Origin of the sequence: Saccharopolyspora sp. NPDC002686, assembly GCF_040295745.1 — a bacterium.
GTDB lineage: Bacteria > Actinomycetota > Actinomycetes > Mycobacteriales > Pseudonocardiaceae > Saccharopolyspora > Saccharopolyspora oryzae.
Map to the genome: position 1 here is coordinate 1 of NZ_JBEOVY010000157.1, position 16868 is coordinate 16868.

A 16868-nucleotide genomic window follows, 5' to 3' on the forward strand; every position below is an offset into this window, starting at 1 on the left:
GCCGGAGCAGCCGCAGCGGGCTCGGCGGCCGGAGCCGGGGCCTCTTCAGCCGCGGGAGCCGGAGCGGCGGCCGGGGCCGGGGCGGAAGCCGCTTCCGCCGCAGCGCCGGAGCCGTCGCCGAGGACCGCGATCGGGGTGCCGATCGGCACCGTCGCGCCCTCGTCGACGAGGATCTTCTCCAGCACCCCGTCGTCGTAGGCCTCCAGCTCCATGAGGGCCTTGTCGGTCTCGATCTCCGCGACCACCTCGCCGCGGCTGACCTTGTCGCCGACGCTCTTGCGCCAGCTCGAGATCACGCCCTCCTCCATGGTGTCGGAGAGCCTCGGCATCTGAATCTCAGTCATCGTCTTCCTCGGGTGAGACAGGCCTCAGCGGCGACGGCCGACGGCGTCCAGCGTCTGGTGGATCGCAGTCGTCAGGGACTCGGCGGACGGGAGCGCGGCGCGCTCCAGCGGCTTGGCGTACGGCAGCGGCACCTCCGCCGCCGCGACCCGGCGCACCGGGGCGTCGAGGTAGTCGAACGCACCGTCCGAGATGGACGCGGCGATCTCCGCGCCGATGCCGTAGGTCAGCCAATCGTCCTCCGCGACGACGGCGCAGCCGGTCTTGCGCACGGAGTCCACAATGGTCTGCCGGTCCAACGGCCGCAAGCTGCGCAGGTCCACGACCTCGGCGTTGATGCCCTCCTCGGCGTGCAGCTTCTCGGCGACCTGCTGGGCCACCAGCGCCATCCGGGAGTAGCCGATGATGGTGATGTCGGTGCCCTCGCGGGTCACCTTCGCCTTGCCGATCTCGGCCGGCTCGACGACGTCGGGAACCTCGCCCTTGGTGTTGTAGAGCGCCAGGTTCTCCAGGAACAGCACCGGGTCGTTGTCGCGCATCGAGGCCAGCAGCAGCGCCTTGGCGTCGGCGGGCGTGCTCGGCGCGACGACCTTCAGGCCCGGCACGAAGGCGTAGTACAGCTCGATGTTCTGCGAGTGGGTGGCGCCCAGCTGCTGGCCGCCGCCGCCCGGCGTGCGCAGGACCATCGGCACGGAGGTCTGGCCGCCGAACATGCCGTAGATCTTGGCCGCGTGGTTGACGATCTGGTCCAGCGCGACCAGCGAGAAGTTGATCGTCATCAGTTCGACGACCGGGCGCAGGCCCAGCATGGCCGCACCGACCGCGGCACCGACGAAGCCCTCCTCGGCGATCGGGGTGTCGCGCACCCGCTTCTCGCCGAACTCCTTGAGCAGACCAGCGGTGATCTTGTAGGAGCCCTCGAAGACCCCGATTTCCTCGCCGATGAGGAAGACGTCCTCATCGCGCAGCATTTCCTCGCGAAGCGTGTCGTGCAACGCTTGGCGGTACGTGATGACGGCCAAGGGTGTTTCTCCTGGAAAAGAGCAATGGGAGCCGTGAGTGTTTTGAGCTGCGATAGCAGCCCAAAACACTCACGGATCAAGTGGCGGGGTGTCGCAAATACCGCGACGAGAACTTTCGCGGAAAACCCGGAAGGGCGTCAGAAGACCGGGTCGGCGGGAAGCCGTCGCGAATCGTTGGCCACCGGGGTGGCGTAGGTGTAGTCGAACAGCGTCGACGGGTCCGGGTGCGGGCTGTCGTCGGCGAACGCGACCGCCGCGTCGGCCTCGGCCTGCGCCTTGCGCTCGATCTCCACGGCGGCGTCCTCGTCCAGGACACCGGCCTCGATCAGCTCGGCGCGGAAGGCGGCGACCGGGTCGGCCTGCTTGGCCTTCTCGACCGCTTCCTCGCTGCGGTACTTGGCCGGGTCGACCACCGAGTGGCCCTTCAGCCGCTCGCTGACGCACTCCAGCAGGGCGGGGCCGCCGCCGTTGCGGGCCTGCTCGACCAGGCGGGTGGCCGCTTCGCGGACCGCCAGCGGGTCGTTGCCGTCCACCCGCTCACCGTGCATCTTGTACGCCGAGGCGCGCTTGAACAGCTCGGGCTCCGCGGAGGACTTGTCGACCGTGGTGCCCATGCCGAGGTGGTTGTTGATCACCACGAAGACCACCGGCAGGTTCCACAGCGCGGCGATGTTCAGCGCCTCGTGGAACGCACCGATGTTGGTGGTGCCGTCGCCCATCTGGCACATCACGACCTGGTCGCCGCCGCGGTAGTCGATGGCCAGCGCAGCACCGGTGGCCAGCGGGATCTGGCCGCCGACGATGCCGTAGCCGCCGAGCAGCCCGGCCTCCACGTCGAACATGTGCATCGAGCCGCCCCAGCCCTTGGAGGTGCCGGTGGTGCGGCCGTACAGCTCGGCCATCACGCGGCCGGGCTCGATGCCCTTGGCCAGCGCGTAGCCGTGCTCGCGGTAGTTGGTGAACAGCAGGTCGGACTTGCGCAGGGAGCGCATCAGGCCGACGACGGTCGCTTCCTCACCGAGGTTGAGGTGGCAGTAGCCGCCGATCTTGGCCTGGGTGTAGCCCTGGGCCGCGCGCTCCTCGAAGCGGCGGATCAGGGTCATCTCGTGGAAGTAGTCCTGGAGCAGCTCCGGCGACTCCCCGGCGAAGCGTCCGCCGCCGGAGCCGCGTACCGCACCGCCGCTGCGCCGCGACTTGGCGGTGCTGCGGGTGGCCGGCTTGCTGCGCGTGGCTGTCGTTGCCATCACAGTCCCCTTTCGGAAAAAAGCCTCGTGGTCAGCGCTTCTTCGGCGGGGCGACGTGGACCGGCAGGCCGAGGGCTGCCATGGCCGCCTCCATGCCGATCTCGCCCAGGGTCGGGTGCGCGTGGATGGTCTCGGCGAGCTCGTCGAGGGTGGCCTCCAGGGCCATCGCCAGCGCGCCTTCGGTGATCAGGTCGCTGGCGGAGTGCCCGATGATGTGCACGCCCAGGACCTCGCCGTACTTCTTGCCGGCGACGATCTTCATGAAGCCCTCGGTGTCGCCGTAGCTCTGGGCGCGGCCCAGCGCGGCGAACGGGAACTTCGCGGCGACGACGTCGTGCCCGGCGTCCTTGGCCTGCGCCTCGGTGAGGCCGACGCTGGCGACCTCCGGGTGGGTGAAGGTCGCCGCCGGGATGACGTTGTAGTCGATCGCGGCGTGCTGCCCGGCGATCGTCTCGGCCGCCACGATGCCCTGGTGGGACGCGACGTGCGCGAGCAGCGCCTTGCCGGTGACGTCGCCGATCGCGTAGACGTGCTCGACGTTGGTGCGCAGCTTCTCGTCGACCTCGATGAAACCGCGCTGGCTGGTGGCGACGCCGGTCTTGTCCAGGTCGAGGCTGGCGGTGTTGGGCTTGCGGCCCACGCCGACCAGCACCACGTCGGCGTCGATCTGCTGCGGCTTGGCACCGTCCACAGTGACCTTCAGGCCGTCGGCGGCCTGGTCGACGCGGGAGACGGTGGCCTCGGTGAGGACCTTGATGCCGCGCTTGGTGAACGAGCGGCCCAGGGCCTTGCCGACCTCGGCGTCCTCGGCGGGCACCAGGGTCTTCTGCATCTCGATGATGCTGACCTCGCTGCCGAGGGTGGCGAACAGCGTCGCCCACTCGGCGCCGACCGCGCTGCCGCCGATGATGGCGATGCGCTTGGGCACCTCGGTCAGGCCGAAGGCGCCGTCGGAGGTGATCACGCCGGGCAGGTCCGCGCCGGGCAGCGGCAGCTGCACGGGGACCGAGCCGGTGGCGATGATGATGTCGCGGGCCTTGACCTGCTCGATCGGCTTGGCGCCGGTCGGCTCGGCGGCGTAGCGCGGGCCCTCGGCGCCCAGCGGCGACTCACCGGTGGCGTAGACGTCCACCGCGGTCGGGCCGGTGAACCGGGCGTGGCCGTTGATGACGGTGACGCCGTTGGCCTTGAGCAGGCCGGCGACGCCGTCGGTGAGGCCCTTGACGACGCTGCTCTTGCGACGTCGGACGGCGTCGTAGTCGACGCTCACGTTCTCGACGTTGATCCCGAAGTCGGCAGCGTGCAGCACGGTCTCGTAAACCTCGGCCGAACGCAGCATCGCCTTGGTCGGGATGCAGCCCCAGTTCAAGCAGACCCCGCCGGGCCGCTCCTTTTCCACCACACCGACCGAGAGGCCGCGCTGCGCGGCCCGGATCGCGGCGACGTACCCACCGGGGCCGCCACCCACCACGAGAAGGTCGAACTCCTGCACTTCGCTGTGCTCCTTTGAACGCACGCGCCGGTTACCGAAAGCCCGGATCGAGCGGGCAATTCTTACTCAGAGTGTCGTGAGGACGACCACTTCTCCGCTATGCCCGCTCGCCCAGACTTCTTCTGGCGCCACTGTGCACACCGCACATTCCCCAGCGTGACGCACACAACATGTAACGCGGACACTACCGTCCGTGGCTGAGATCGCCATCACGCGCCCCACCGAGACCCAGGCGTGAAACCCCAGGAGCCGGGTCGACCCCGCGCAGACCCGGCTCCCGATGTACCGAAAAGTCGTATTCGCCCGGTTGTCTCCGCCGCACAGCAAAACGCCCTCCCCGCAGCACCGCCGCGAGGAGGACGTCCGGGTCAGCGCTCAGGCCGGCTGCTCCTGGCGCTGCACCGCGAGGGCCGCGTAAGCCGCTGCTCCGTCGGCCAGGACCTCGTCGTCGAAGACCGCTTGCGGCGAGTGGTTGTCCGGGGCCCGGGCCGGGTCCCGGTCCGGCGGGCAGGCGCCGAGGGAGATCATCGCGCCGGGGACCTCCTCGAGCACCCGGGAGAAGTCCTCCGAGGCGCTGATCGGCTTCGGGGCGGTGGCGAAGCGGTGCTCGCCGTGCAGTTCGCGCACGGCATCGGCGACGAACTCCGCCTCCGACTCGTCGTTGACCGTCACCGGGTACTGCTCGACGAACTCCGCCCGCACCTCGGCCCCGTGCGCCGCCGCGATGCCCCGGCACACCTGCACCGCGCCGTCCGCGACGACCGCCTGCGCTCGGCGGGAGAAGCAGCGGACGGTTGCGGCGAAGGTGACCTCGTCGGGGATCACGTTGTCCCGGGTCCCGGCGTGGATGGTGCCGACGGTCAGCACCACCGGGTCGAAGACGTCGAAGCGCCGGGTGACGAAAGTCTGCAGGGCCAACACCATTTCGCACGCCACCGGCACCGGGTCCAGCGCGCGGAACGGCGCGGAACCGTGCCCGCCGCGCCCGCGGACGGTCACCTCCAGCCGGTTCGCGGCCGAGAGCATCGGGCCGCCCTTCGTGGTGAACAGACCTCGCTCCAGCCCGGAGATCACGTGCAGGGCGTAGGCCGCGTCGGGTTTGCGCCCCGAGACCGACAGCAGACCTTCGTCGAGCATGCGACCCGCGCCGTCGTAGCCCTCCTCTCCCGGCTGGAACATGAACACCACGTCCCCGTCGAGCTGATCCCGCCGCGGCGCGAGCAGTTTCGCCGCGCCCAGCAGCATCGTCGCGTGCAGGTCGTGCCCGCAGGCGTGCATCCGCCCGTTGCCTGCCGCGAAGTCGAGCCCGGTCTCCTCCGCCACCGGCAACGCGTCCATGTCCCCGCGCAGCAGCACGGTCGGGCCCGGGCGGGAACCGCGGAGCACCGCCGTCACCGAGCTGATCTCCGCGCCGGTGCCCACCTCCAGCCCGAGACCGTCCAATTCGGACACGACCCGTTCCTGGGTGCGCGGGAGTTCCAGCCCCAGCTCCGGATTCCGGTGCAGATCGCGGCGGATCCGCACCAGGTCCGGGTGCAGCGCACGAGCGTCGTCCAGCAGCGTCGGCAAAGCGATCATCGTCGAGTTCTTCTCCGAATCCTGGTGGGAATTGCGCAACGGCTCAGCCGCGCTTGAACACCCACGTGCCCAGCAAGGTGATGACCGCGGTACCGGCCGCGACCCACGGCACGGCGGTCAGACTTCCCAGCGCCGCAAGGCCTTCCGCGAGCAGCGGGAAGGTGCCGCCGAACAGCGCGATCGCGAGCGTGAACGGCACGCCCATCGCCACGACCCGAACCGCGACCGGGAAGACCTCGCTGTACATCACGTTCGCCACCGCGGTGGTCGGCGCGACGCCGAGGACCAGGTAGCAGGTCGCCACCGCCCACATCGGCAGCCAGCCCTGGGCGAGCGCGGTCATCAGCGGCACCGTGCCCACCGCCAGCGCCAGCGCGCCGACCCGGAACACCCGCATACCGCCGAACCGGTCCGCGAGCAGGCCGGACACCGCCATCGCGGCGATCAGCGCGAGCAGGGCCGGGACCATCTCCAGGTTCGTCGCCACGGAGTGCTCGACCCCGACCTGCGCGGCGTACTCCGGCAGGTACACCGTGCCGTAGTAGACGCCGACCGTCGTACCGGTGGTCATCAGGAACACCGAGAGCATGTTCCGCAGGTGCTCGCGCACCTTCGGCCGCGGTTCCTCGACCTGCTTCTCGCTCTCGAACTCCTCGCTCTCGGCCGCTGAGCTGCGCACCCAGAACGCGAGGACCCCGAACACCGCGGCGACGACGAAACCGATCCGCCAGCCGCCGTCGGTGACACCCTGCTCACCCATCACCGCCATCAGCGCACCGACCACGACGAAGCACACGATGTTGCCGATGAACGCGCCGGTGTAGGACAGGCTGCTGTAGAGGAACCGGCGGTTCTCCGGCGCGGTTTCGGTGATGTAGGCCGCGACGCTGGGGTTCTCGCCACCCATCGCGATGCCCTGGAGCGCGCGCAGCAGCACCAGCAGGACCGGGGCCGCGACCCCGATGGTCGCCGCGGTCGGCAGCACGGCGATCAGCAGGCTGCCGAGGCAGATCGTGGCCATGCTGATGACCAGCGAGAACCGCCGGCCGCGCGCGTCGGCGATGCGGCCGAGCAGGTAACTGCCCAGCGGCCGGACCACGAAGCCCACGGCGAAACCCGCGTACGCCGAGAGCAGCTTGGTCAGCCCGTCCTCGCCGGCGAACATCTGCGATGCGAAGAACGGCGCCAGGATCGCGTAGATCGTCCAGTCGAACGACTCGACGATGCCACCCACTGCACCCGCGATCAGCTCGCGACGTCCCTTCATCGAGACCGCCGCTCTCCCTGGCCGCGCTGCCAGGGCTCCATCGACCTGCGCCAACACTCACCTCCGAGGTGTGTTCGTGCGCAGCAGACTGCGAGCCGATGTCGTGCACCGAAAGGAACCTGCGCAACAATGCAGGAAAAAGCACGAGAGCTGGATGCACATGCAGGAAAACACGCTGGACGAGTTGGACCGCTCGGTCCTGCACGCGCTGCAGATCTCGCCGCGCGCGTCGTGGACCGAGGTCGGCAAGGTGCTCGGGGTGGACGCGGTCACCGTGGCGCGGCGCTGGGAACGGCTGCGCAGCACCGGCCGGGCCTGGACGACCTGCTACCCGGGCGTCCGCCTGATCGAGACCAGCTTCAACGCCTACGTCGAGATCGACGCGCAGCCGGGACGCGCGATGGACGTGGCGCGAGCGCTGGCGAGCTACCCGCAGGTGGTGACCGTCGAGCAGCTGGCCGGCGGCCGGGACCTGCTGGCGATGGCACTGGTGCAGGACCTCGGCGCGCTGTCCGAGCTGATCACCGAGCGCATCGCCGCGCTGCCCGGGGTCGCCCGCACCCGCGCCGCGCTGGGCACCCGGGTGTTCTCCGAGGGCTCCCGGTGGCGGCTGCGCAGCCTCACCCCGGCGCAGCAGCGGCAGCTGGCCCGCCCGGCGGCCGACCCGCCGCGCGGCGAGCTCGACGAGCACGACCACCGGCTGATCACCGCGCTGTCCCGGGACGCCCGGGCCCCCGCCGTCGAGCTGGCGCAGGAGGTCGGGCTGAGCGCGCCGAACGTCCGACGCCGCATCGCAGGGCTGGTGCACCGCGGTGACGCCGTGCTGCGCTGCGAGATCGCGCGCGGGCTCACCGAGTGGCCGATCGCGGCGACCCTCTGGGCCAGCGTCCCGCCCGGGGACATCGACAAGGTCGCGCAGGGCTTGAGCGCGCTGCCCGAGCTGCGGATGTGCTCATCGATCACCGGCCCGCACAACCTGCTGTTCACGCTGTGGCTCAAGTCGGTGGCCGACCTGCCCCGGCTGGAAACCCTGCTGGCCGACCGGCTCCCCCAGCTCCACCTGGTGGACCGGGCGGTGAACCTGCGCATGGTGAAGCTGATGGGTCAACTCCTCGACGACCGCGGCTGCGCAAAAGGCCCCGTCCCGATCAACCCCTGGCTACCGCCGAAGGAACCAGCGGAACCGCACACCGCTGGGTCGTGAGCGGCGATCCGCTTTCACCGCTCACGACCACCGGTCAGCGCTGCTGCTGCCGTTGCACTGCCAGGGCTGCGTACGCGGCGGCTCCATCGCCGAGCACCGCGTCGTCGAAGACCGCCCGCGGCGAGTGGTTGTTGGGCGCCGTCTCCGCATCGAGATCCTCCGGGCAAGCACCGAGGGCGACCATCGCCCCCGGCACTTCCTCGAGGACCCGGGAGAAGTCCTCGGAACCGGCGACCGGGTTGGGGGCCGTGGCGAAGCTCTGCTCGCCGTGCAGCTCGCGCAGGGTGTCCGCGACGAACGACGTCTCAGCTCCGTCGTTGACCGTCACCGGGTACAGCTCGATGAACTCCGCGTCCAGTTCGGCCCCGTGCGCTGCCGCGATGCCCTCGCACACCTGGATCGAGCCGTCCTTGACCACGGCCAGGGCCTGCGGCGAGAAGCAGCGCACGGTGGCGGCGAAGGTGACCTCGTCGGGGATGACGTTCTCCTGCGTACCGCCGTGGATCATGCCGACGGTCAGCACCACCGGGTCGAAGATATCGAAGCGGCGGGTCACGAACGCTTGCAGCGCGGTGACCATCTCGCACGCCACCGGCACCGGATCCACCGCCCGGAACGGCGCGGAACCGTGCCCGCCACGCCCTCGCACCGTCACCCGCAACCGGTTTGACGCGGACAGCATCGGACCGCTGCGAGTCGTGAACATCCCTCGCGGGATCCACGCCGACATCACGTGCAGGGCGTAGGCCGCATCGGGCTTGCGGCCGGCTGCCGACAGCAGGCCTTCGTCCAGCATGCGTCCCGCGCCGTCATAACCCTCTTCGCCCGGCTGGAACATGAACACCACGTCACCGGCGAGCTGATCCCGGCGCGGTGCCAGCAACTTCGCCGCGCCCAGCAGCATCGTCGTGTGCAAGTCGTGCCCGCAGGCGTGCATCCGACCGTTCTCCGCGGCGAAGTCGACACCGGACCGCTCCGCCACCGGAAGGGCGTCCATGTCCCCGCGCAACAGCACCGTCGGACCGGATCCGCCGCCGCGCAGCACCGCCGTGACCGAACTGATCTCCGCGCCGGTGCTCACCTCCAGCCCGAGACCGTCCAATTCGGACAGCACGCGTTCCTGGGTGCGCGGCAGCTCCAGTCCCAGTTCCGGAATCCGGTGCAGATCACGTCGAGTCCGCACCAGGTCCGGGTGCAACGACCGCGCATCGTCCAACAGCGTCGACAACGAAGTCATGACCATCCGTTCCTCGATCAGTTCTCATCAACCTTGAACACCGCGGTGCCCACCAGCGACACCACGGCGAGACCCGCAGCCACCCACGGCACCGCGGAGAGCTGCCCGACCGCGCCCAAACCCTGTGCGAGCATCGGGAAAGTGCCGCCGAACAACGCCACGCCGAGGGTGAACGGCACTCCCATGCCCACGACTCGCACCTCGACCGGGAATCCGGTCGAGAGCAGCACGTTGCCCAGCGCGATGGTCGGCGCGACTCCGAACACCAGGTAGAGGGTCGTCACCGCCCACACCGGGAGCCAGCCGTGCGCGAGGGCCGTCATCAAAGGCACCGTGCACAGCGCCAGCAGCCCCATGCCGATCCGGAACACCCGCATGCCGCCGATGCGATCCGCCAGCACGCCGAACGCCGCCATCGCCGCGATCAGCAGGAGCAGGCTGGGGATCATGCTCAGGTTCGAACTCGCAGCGCGGGTGGCGCCGAGCTGGGCCGCGTACTCCGGCATGTAGGTCGTGCCGAAGTAGAAGCCGACCGTCGTGCCGGTGGTGATCAGGAAGACCGCGACCATGTTCCGCAGGTGCCCGGACAGCTTCGTCCGCCGCACTTCGCGCCTGCTGGTCCGGAACTCCTCGCTCTCGTCCGCCGCGCTGCGCACCCAGAACGCCAGCACCCCGAGCACGGCCGCGATGCCGAAACCGATCCGCCAACCGCCGTCGACGACGCCCTGCTCGCCCATCACGACCAGCAGCACACCGACCACCGCGAAGCAGAGGACGTTGCCGATGACCACGCCGCAGTAGGACAAGCCGCTGAACAGGAACCGGCGGTTCGGTGGCGCTGTCTCGGTGATGTAGGCGGCGACGCTGGGGGCTTCACCGCCCATCGCGACGCCCTGCAGCGCCCGCAGCACCACCAGCAGGACCGGTGCTGCCGCCCCGATCGTCGCCGCCGTCGGCAGCACGGCGATCAGCAGGCTGCCCAGGCAGATCGTGATCATGCTGACGATCAGCGCGAACCGGCGACCGCGGGCGTCGGCCACCCGGCCCAGCAGGTAGCTGCCCAGCGGACGGACCACGAAGCTCACCGCGAACCCCGCGTAAGCCGCCAGCAGCTTGGTCAGCTCGTCCTCGCCCGAGAACATCTGCGTGGCGAAGTACGGCGCCAGCACCGCGTAGACCGTCCAGTCGAACGACTCGACCACTCCGCCGACCGTTCCGGCGAGCAGTTCTCGACGCCCCTTCTTCGCCACCGGGCGCGCCACCAGGGCGTTGTCCACCTGCGCCACATCCACCTCCGAGGTGCTTTGGTGCGCAGCAGCGTGCGCGCTGATGCTGGTGAAGAGAAGGAATGTGGGAGATAGTGCATGGAAACGTCTTGAAAGCGGCTGTTCATGCATGACTCTTCACTCGCCCTGGACGAGCTGGACCGCTCGATCCTGCACGCGCTGCAGATCTCGCCCCGCACCTCGTGGGCGGAGGTGGGCCGGGTGCTCGGCGTTGACGCGGCGACCGTCGGCCGGCGCTGGGAACGGCTGCACACCAACGGCAGCGCGTGGACGACCTGCTACCCGGGGACGAGACTGGCGGACTCGATCTGCATGGCCTTCATCGAGATCGACGTCCAGGCCGGACAGCAGATGTCGGTGGCCCGAACGCTGGCGACCTACCCGCAGGTGATCACAGTCGAGCACATGGCGGGCGGCCGGGACCTGCTGATCACCGTGATGATCCGGAACCTCGGCGCGCTGTCGGAGCTGGTGTCCGGACGCATCTCACCGCTGCCCGGGGTGGTCCGCACCCGGGCCGCGCTGGGCACCCGGGTGTTCGCCGAAGGCTCCCGGTGGCGACTGCGCAGCCTCACCCCCGCCCAGCAGCGGCAACTGGCCCGGCCGACCACCGATCAGCCGACCCGGGCCGATCTCGACGAGCACGACCGACGGCTGGTCACGGCGCTGTCCCACGACGCCCGTGCCTCGGCGGTCGAGTTGTCGGAGCAGGTCGGCTTGAGCACGCCGAACGTGCGCCGCCGCGTGACGCGCATGGTGCACAACGGCGACATCTCCCTGCGCTGCGAGATCGCGCGCGTGCTCACCGAGTGGCCGGTGTCCGCCAGTCTCTGGGCCAGCGTCGCTCCCGGTCAGCTGGACAAGGTCGTGCAAGGGCTGCGCGCCCTGCCCGAGATCCGCCTGTGCGCCTCGGTGACCGGCCCGCAGAACCTGCTGTTCACGGTGTGGCTGCGCTCGATCGCGGACGTGGCCCGGCTGGAAGCCCTGCTCGGCGAGAAGATCCCCGAACTCCAGCTCGCCGACCGGGCGGTGGCCCTGCGCCAGGTGAAGCTGATGGGACGTCTCTTCGACGAGGAGGGCTACGCCGCGGACACAATCCCGATCAACCCGTGGCTACCACCGGCGGAACTCCCCCGACCCGACGCCTAGTCCCGCAGCCCGCCACCACCTCAGGACGTCCTCCCCGCAGCCCTGCCACGAATCGGCCCTCAGGCCGGCTGCACCACGTGCAGAACGCGTTGACCGCGCGGACCCGGGGCGTCGCGGCGGACGTCCAAACCCGCCGCTCGGCATTGCTCGGCCAGCCATTCCGGGTGCAGCCGCAGCTTGGGGTAGCTGCTCACGGCCAGCTCCCACCCGTCTCCGGAGCGGACGTGCAGGAGGTCGTGGACGAGCACAGTGCTGTCGTCGACGTAGTCGAGGAAGCAGGTGAGGATCCGGTCCTCCGAGCTGCGGACCGGGATGAAGCGATCAGGCCCGACCAGCTCCCCCGTCAGATCCCGGTAGGTGGCGACGAACTGACCGCCGGGCCGGAGCGCGCGGGCGATGTCGCCGACCAGGTCCGACACGTCCGCCTCGGCGGGCAGGTGCGGCAAGGTGTCGCCCATGCACACGATCGCTGCGGCCGTGCCGGGTTCGACGACCCGGGGAAGGGCCGATCGGATGTCGTCGTGCACCGGCCGAACGACGTGACCCGAGTCCAGCTCCGCCGCACGCTCGCTGAGCTCGTCGAGCAGAGCGGCGCTGGTATCCACCGCGATCACCGGGGCGAAACCGAGCCGGGCCAGCGCCAGGGCCTGAGCGCCGGACCCGCACCCCAGGTCCACCGCGATGGCGTCGTCGGAATCCCCGCGAACACCGAGCTCGCGGAGGAGCTCCAGCTGCGCCGAGGCGACGGCGTGGATGTCGCCGCCGAGCATCCAGGTGTAGTGCTCGGCGAGGAGGCGATCGTAGTGGTCGGCGGCGGTGGTCACGCGGCGTCCTCCCGGTGACCACTTCCCAGCAGCGGCAGTCGTTTGGTCAGTCCCGTCACCCGGTTCCGCGGACCGAAGATCGCCACCGCGACCTGGTCGACGTCACCGCCAGGAGTCCCGGACAGCGTGCGGAGGTAGTCGTCGTAATCCCTTGCGCAGCGGGCGGTCTCGTTGAACCCCACGACGGTCAGCTCCTCCCGCTCCCGGGCCCGGTCGTGCAGATCGCGCAACTGGTCGGCATCGGCCACCAGCACCGGGACCGGGTTCGGGTTCAGCCCGGCGTGCACTCCGCCGGATGCGTCCGCGCCGTCCTCGCCGAGCAGGTGCGGCAAGCGCCCACCCATGCTCAACCCCACGACCACGGCGGCGTTCACCGCTGCGTTCGCCTCCAGATCCGACCGGACTACGAGCACCAGTTTGGTCGGTAGTGCCACTTGCTTCCTCCGAACGTTCGATCGTTGCTACCTGCTCGAAGTTAGCCATTTGCACGGGTTTTGACGCCGTAGTCCGATCGTTCGGCTGAAATGGATGGCAAGATGCCGTCCGTGGATGAACTTGATTCGGCGATCATCGGGGAACTCCAGACGGATGCGCGGCAGTCCAACCGCGAACTCGCCCGGAAGCTCGGGATAGCTCCCTCGACCTGCCTCGAACGGGTCCGCAGCCTCACCAGGCGCGGGGTGATCCGCGGCTACCACGCCGACATCGACCTGAAGTCGCTCAACCGCGGCGTGCAGGCGTTCATCTCCGTCCAGGTGCGCCCGCTCAGCCGGAACGTCATCGACGCCTTCAAAGCCGCCGTCGGCGAGATGCCCGAAGTGCTGGCGGTGTTCGTGCTCGCCGGTGGCGACGACTTCCTCCTGCACGTCGCGGTCCAGGACCTCGACCGGCTGCACTCGTTCCTCGTCGACCGGTTGAGCAAGCGCCGCGAGATCGTCAGCTTCCGCAGCTCCGTGATCTACCAGCGGGAGCAGAACAACGTGCTCAGCCCCCTGCCCTAGGTGTGGCGTCCGATGAGGTCGGTGCCACCGCGATCGGCAACGAGAGGGACGAGGGGTGGGAAGGCCCTTGGTGGAGCCGGACGACACCGCTGACCGCGTCCTGCGCCGACTCGTCGGCCACGGGGCCGCCTGCTTGGTGGTTGGGCTGCCAACGCCGGTGCGGAGCCCGGATCACCAGGGCGAAGCGATCGCCCGGGCCGACGCGCAGGGAGATGAACGGAAAGTCGCGCAGCGCGACCGGCACGGGCCGGCCGCTGGGCCAGGGTTCGGGTCGGTGCAGGCCTGCGTGGTAGCGGGCGCGCAGGCCTGCCTCGCCCAGCAGTCGCGGTGTGCCGCTGCTGGGTAGCAGGTAGAGCCCCACCAGCAGGTCGAAGTCCCGCAGTTCGCTGGAGAGCGTCAATTCAGCCCGGGGGCGGCCGGACACGTCCGCGTACTCGGTCAGCGGCTCGCTGACGTGGACGGTCGCCTCGCCGTTGGTACCGGCCAGCGGGCGGTCGTCGGTGAAGGTGCGGTCCGCGGCCGGTTCGTCGTATTCCGGCCGGCCGACTGCGCGCGGGTCCAAGCGGAACGAGACGGTGTGGTCCACCGCGGCGGGCGTAGTGGCGAGACTGCGACGGGCCGGGTCGGACGACGCGCCGTCGGCCAATGGATGCAGGCGCAGCGACCGATCGCCCGCTGGCAGCTGCGCCGCGCTGCGCCAGCGGTCCTCGCCGACGTGGAAGTAGGTCACGCGCTCGCGCAGGAACTCCGGCCTGCCTGCCATGCCGAGCACCCAGCGGTACCAGGCCAGGTGCAGGGCGGGCAGGTCGATCGCGCTGTTCTCCGCGAACGTCAAGCCGCCGAAGCTGCGGGCCGCGGACCGGGTGCCACCGTGGTCCCACGGACCGATCACGACCTGGTGGCGGGCGGCGGCTTCGGGCGGCGCGGCAGCCACGTGCCGGTCGTGGAAGGTGAGCGCGCCGAGCTGGTCGTCGTCGTACTGCCCGGTGATGGTCAGCACGGGCAGGGTGATCTGCTCGTACTGCCGACGGGTGGGTGCCAGCCGCGTCCAGTACTCGTCCAGCGAGGGGTGGTCCAGCCACTCCTGGAAGGTCGGCAGCCGCCTCCCGGATGCCGCCACGTCCAGGTCCCGGAACGGACGCCCGCTGCTGACCAGGTCGCGGCCCGCCGCGGCCCACGTGGCGGCGTCGTCGTCGCTCATCCAGCGGCCGTCCACCATGGCGAGCCACCGGGCGGCGAACGCCTTGGGGATGTTGTGGGCCATGGGAAAGTCGATCCCCGGGTGCACGGAGGCAACCGGGGCGATGGCCCGCAGGCCCGGCGGGCGCCTCGCGGCGGTGGCCCACTGCGCGAAACCGCTGTAGGAGCCGCCGTACATCACCACCTCACCGCTGGACCACTCCTGTCCGGCCAGCCACCGCACCGCGTCGTGCCCGTCGTCGCCGTCGTGGACGAAGGGGCGGAAGTGCCCATCGGAGCCACCCCGGCCGCGCACGTCGAGGCTCACGAAGTGGAAGCCGGCCGAAGCGAAGGTCGTGCCGTCGGGGCGGTAGCGATCGGCCCCGTACGGGGTGAGCACCAGGACCACCGGAGCCGTGCTCGGCGACTGCGGGGCCCAGTGCAACCCGCGCAGAACGCCGGCCCGCGTGGGAACCTCGATGTTCGGATCTAGCACGCCGCTCCGCCTTCCCCCGGCCCCACCGGGATTCTTGATCTTCCCGGAGCAACGGTTCAGCGCGGCTCGGCATTCCGCGGACGGGCGCGAGGGGACCAGTCGTCTAGTCGCGCAGGCCGTCGCGGAGGCGGAGGGCCGAGAGGGCGAGGGACAGGGAAACGTAGGCCGTTCGGCCGTGCAGGGACATGCCGATCAGCGACGTGATGCGGTGCAGGCGGTTCAGGACCGTGTTGCGGTGGCAGTGCAGGCGGACCGCCGCGTTGGCCGTCGAGCAGTTCTCCTCAAGCCACGCCGCCAGGGTCTCCAGCAGCATGTCCCGCTCCCGCACCGGCAACTCCAGCACGGGGCCCAGCTGGGACTCCAGCAGGCGCTGCGCCAGGTCCGGCGACTGCACCAGCAGCGCCTCCGGGAACCGCTCCTCCAGGGTCACCAGCTCCGAGGTGCCGTAGGAGGACGTCCCCAGCGTGGTCAGCGCGAGCTGGTGGGCCAGGCCCACCTCGGCCAGCCCCCGCACCGTCGGCGACACCGCGACCCGGCCGCGCGCCATCGGGCGCAGCGCGTCCAGCACCAGTTCCTTGTGCCGCTGCTCGAGCGCGACCAAGCCGACCAGCGAGTCGGCCCGCACCTGCCACACCGATCGGACGTGCAGCGCGCTCAGCACGTCCTGCTGCCCGCGCAGCGCGAACCCGCTCTCGTCGATCATCTCCGCGACGATCACCAAGTAGGCGCCGCCGGTGGGCAGGTCCAGCTCCTTGGCGGTGCGCTGCGCGAAGGCGATGTCGCGCGCGCGACCGGCGAGCAGGTCCTCCACCAGGGCGTGCCGGCGCTGGTCGTCGCGGCGCACCCGCTCCAGCTCGGTGTTGCGGTAGGACGTGGACAGCGTCGAGGACAGGCCGTCGATCACCGTCCATATCGAGGTCGCCACGCCCAGCATCGCGTCCGGATCCGCACCGTCCTGGTGGGCCTGGTCGACCAGCGACTCCCAGACGATCCGGCCGCCGAGCCGGAAGGTCCGCAGCATCACCTCCAGCGGCACGCCCTGCTCGGCGCGGCGGCGGCCGATCGCGGCGGCCACGTCGTCACCGTCCGGACCGGCGACCGCACCGCTGAGGATGTGCAGGATGCGTTCCAGGTACTTGCGGCAGCCCTCCCACAGATCTTCCTTCGGGACCGGGCTGTAGTCGGTCCACTCGGGGTTGTCGGTGAAGATGGCGCCCATCAGCCGCTCGGTCAGCCTGGGCAAGTCCTGGAGCCGCGCTCCGGCCAGCGCGTGCGTGACATCGGCGGCCTTCTCGGCAGGATCAACTACCACACCTGGAACGATACCGCCCGGAACCAGCCCCTCCGGCCCGCAGTTTCAACGAGGTTCTTCCATCCTCGTCCCGCGTAGCGGTGCGGGTAGCGGAACCTCAGCGCCCGCCTGGACTCCGGGTGCCAACCCTTATGTATGCCAATACACGGCGGCTCGGCCGTCCTCGCCAGGCGAACGCTGAGAACCCGCGGCGGTGCAAGCGCCGAGGGTGGGCTATGCGCCTGCGGCGCATGCG

General features: G+C 70.3%; 15 protein-coding genes. 3 read left to right on the forward strand and 12 right to left on the reverse strand.

Features of this window, described 5'->3' with window-relative positions; translation table 11 throughout:
• The 6 genes from ABTZ89_RS20865 to ABTZ89_RS20890 form a co-directional block, all read right to left on the reverse strand.
• On the reverse strand, positions 1-344 hold a 344-nt coding region (locus tag ABTZ89_RS20865), incomplete at its 3' end, for a biotin/lipoyl-containing protein (RefSeq protein ID WP_351047111.1).
• A gap of 24 nt (positions 345-368) precedes the next feature.
• Positions 369-1364 carry an alpha-ketoacid dehydrogenase subunit beta gene (locus ABTZ89_RS20870; RefSeq protein ID WP_270951829.1) on the reverse strand — a complete coding sequence of 332 codons (996 nt, stop codon included), beginning with the start codon at positions 1362-1364 and terminating at the stop codon, positions 369-371.
• A gap of 137 nt (positions 1365-1501) precedes the next feature.
• A complete protein-coding gene (pdhA, locus tag ABTZ89_RS20875; protein WP_351047115.1) occupies positions 1502-2608 on the reverse strand; it encodes a pyruvate dehydrogenase (acetyl-transferring) E1 component subunit alpha in 1107 nt (368 codons plus the stop codon).
• A gap of 31 nt (positions 2609-2639) precedes the next feature.
• A complete protein-coding gene (gene lpdA, locus ABTZ89_RS20880; RefSeq protein WP_351047118.1) occupies positions 2640-4100 on the reverse strand; it encodes a dihydrolipoyl dehydrogenase in 1461 nt (486 codons plus the stop codon).
• A gap of 375 nt (positions 4101-4475) precedes the next feature.
• Positions 4476-5678 (reverse strand): M20 metallopeptidase family protein, encoded by a 1203-nt coding sequence (locus ABTZ89_RS20885; RefSeq protein ID WP_351047121.1) that lies wholly within the window; start codon positions 5676-5678, stop codon positions 4476-4478.
• A gap of 43 nt (positions 5679-5721) precedes the next feature.
• Positions 5722-6945, reverse strand: a complete 1224-nt coding sequence (locus ABTZ89_RS20890; protein ID WP_351047123.1) for an MFS transporter — start codon at positions 6943-6945, stop codon at positions 5722-5724.
• Positions 6946-7099: 154 nt separating this feature from the next.
• Between ABTZ89_RS20890 and ABTZ89_RS20895 the strand changes: the two genes are divergently transcribed.
• Positions 7100-8149 carry an Lrp/AsnC family transcriptional regulator gene (locus ABTZ89_RS20895; RefSeq protein WP_351047126.1) on the forward strand — a complete coding sequence of 350 codons (1050 nt, stop codon included), beginning with the start codon at positions 7100-7102 and terminating at the stop codon, positions 8147-8149.
• 34 nt (positions 8150-8183) lie between these two features.
• On the opposite strand, the gene ABTZ89_RS20900 is transcribed toward ABTZ89_RS20895, so the two are convergent.
• Together ABTZ89_RS20900 and ABTZ89_RS20905 are read right to left on the reverse strand one after the other, a co-directional pair.
• On the reverse strand, positions 8184-9386 hold the full coding sequence (locus ABTZ89_RS20900) for a M20 metallopeptidase family protein (protein WP_270951836.1): 1203 nt from the start codon (positions 9384-9386) through the stop codon (positions 8184-8186).
• Positions 9387-9403: 17 nt separating this feature from the next.
• Positions 9404-10672 carry an MFS transporter gene (locus ABTZ89_RS20905; protein WP_351047129.1) on the reverse strand — a complete coding sequence of 423 codons (1269 nt, stop codon included), beginning with the start codon at positions 10670-10672 and terminating at the stop codon, positions 9404-9406.
• 105 nt (positions 10673-10777) lie between these two features.
• Between ABTZ89_RS20905 and ABTZ89_RS20910 the strand changes: the two genes are divergently transcribed.
• Positions 10778-11821 (forward strand): Lrp/AsnC family transcriptional regulator, encoded by a 1044-nt coding sequence (locus ABTZ89_RS20910; RefSeq protein ID WP_270951838.1) that lies wholly within the window; start codon positions 10778-10780, stop codon positions 11819-11821.
• Between the two features lie 59 nt (positions 11822-11880).
• Here the strand turns inward: ABTZ89_RS20910 and ABTZ89_RS20915 are convergent, their stop codons facing one another.
• Together ABTZ89_RS20915 and ABTZ89_RS20920 are read right to left on the reverse strand one after the other, a co-directional pair.
• Positions 11881-12645: a class I SAM-dependent methyltransferase gene (locus ABTZ89_RS20915; protein ID WP_351047132.1), complete on the reverse strand. Its 765-nt coding sequence runs from the start codon at positions 12643-12645 to the stop codon at positions 11881-11883.
• Complete coding sequence (locus ABTZ89_RS20920) at positions 12642-13079, reverse strand: DUF2000 domain-containing protein (RefSeq protein WP_351047135.1); 438 nt, start codon at positions 13077-13079, stop codon at positions 12642-12644. The genes ABTZ89_RS20915 and ABTZ89_RS20920 overlap by 4 nt, the downstream gene beginning before the upstream one ends.
• A 111-nt stretch (positions 13080-13190) precedes the next feature.
• On the opposite strand from ABTZ89_RS20920, the gene ABTZ89_RS20925 reads away from it, so the two are divergent.
• Entirely contained in the window at positions 13191-13646 is a 456-nt protein-coding gene (locus ABTZ89_RS20925) for an Lrp/AsnC family transcriptional regulator (RefSeq protein ID WP_351047138.1), read from the forward strand.
• Here the strand turns inward: ABTZ89_RS20925 and ABTZ89_RS20930 are convergent.
• Both ABTZ89_RS20930 and ABTZ89_RS20935 read right to left on the reverse strand, forming a co-directional pair.
• On the reverse strand, positions 13630-15321 hold the full coding sequence (locus tag ABTZ89_RS20930) for a CocE/NonD family hydrolase (protein WP_351047140.1): 1692 nt from the start codon (positions 15319-15321) through the stop codon (positions 13630-13632). The genes ABTZ89_RS20925 and ABTZ89_RS20930 overlap by 17 nt on opposite strands.
• A 103-nt stretch (positions 15322-15424) precedes the next feature.
• Positions 15425-16633 (reverse strand): PucR family transcriptional regulator, encoded by a 1209-nt coding sequence (locus ABTZ89_RS20935; RefSeq protein ID WP_270951842.1) that lies wholly within the window; start codon positions 16631-16633, stop codon positions 15425-15427.
• Positions 16634-16868: the final 235 nt, after the last annotated feature.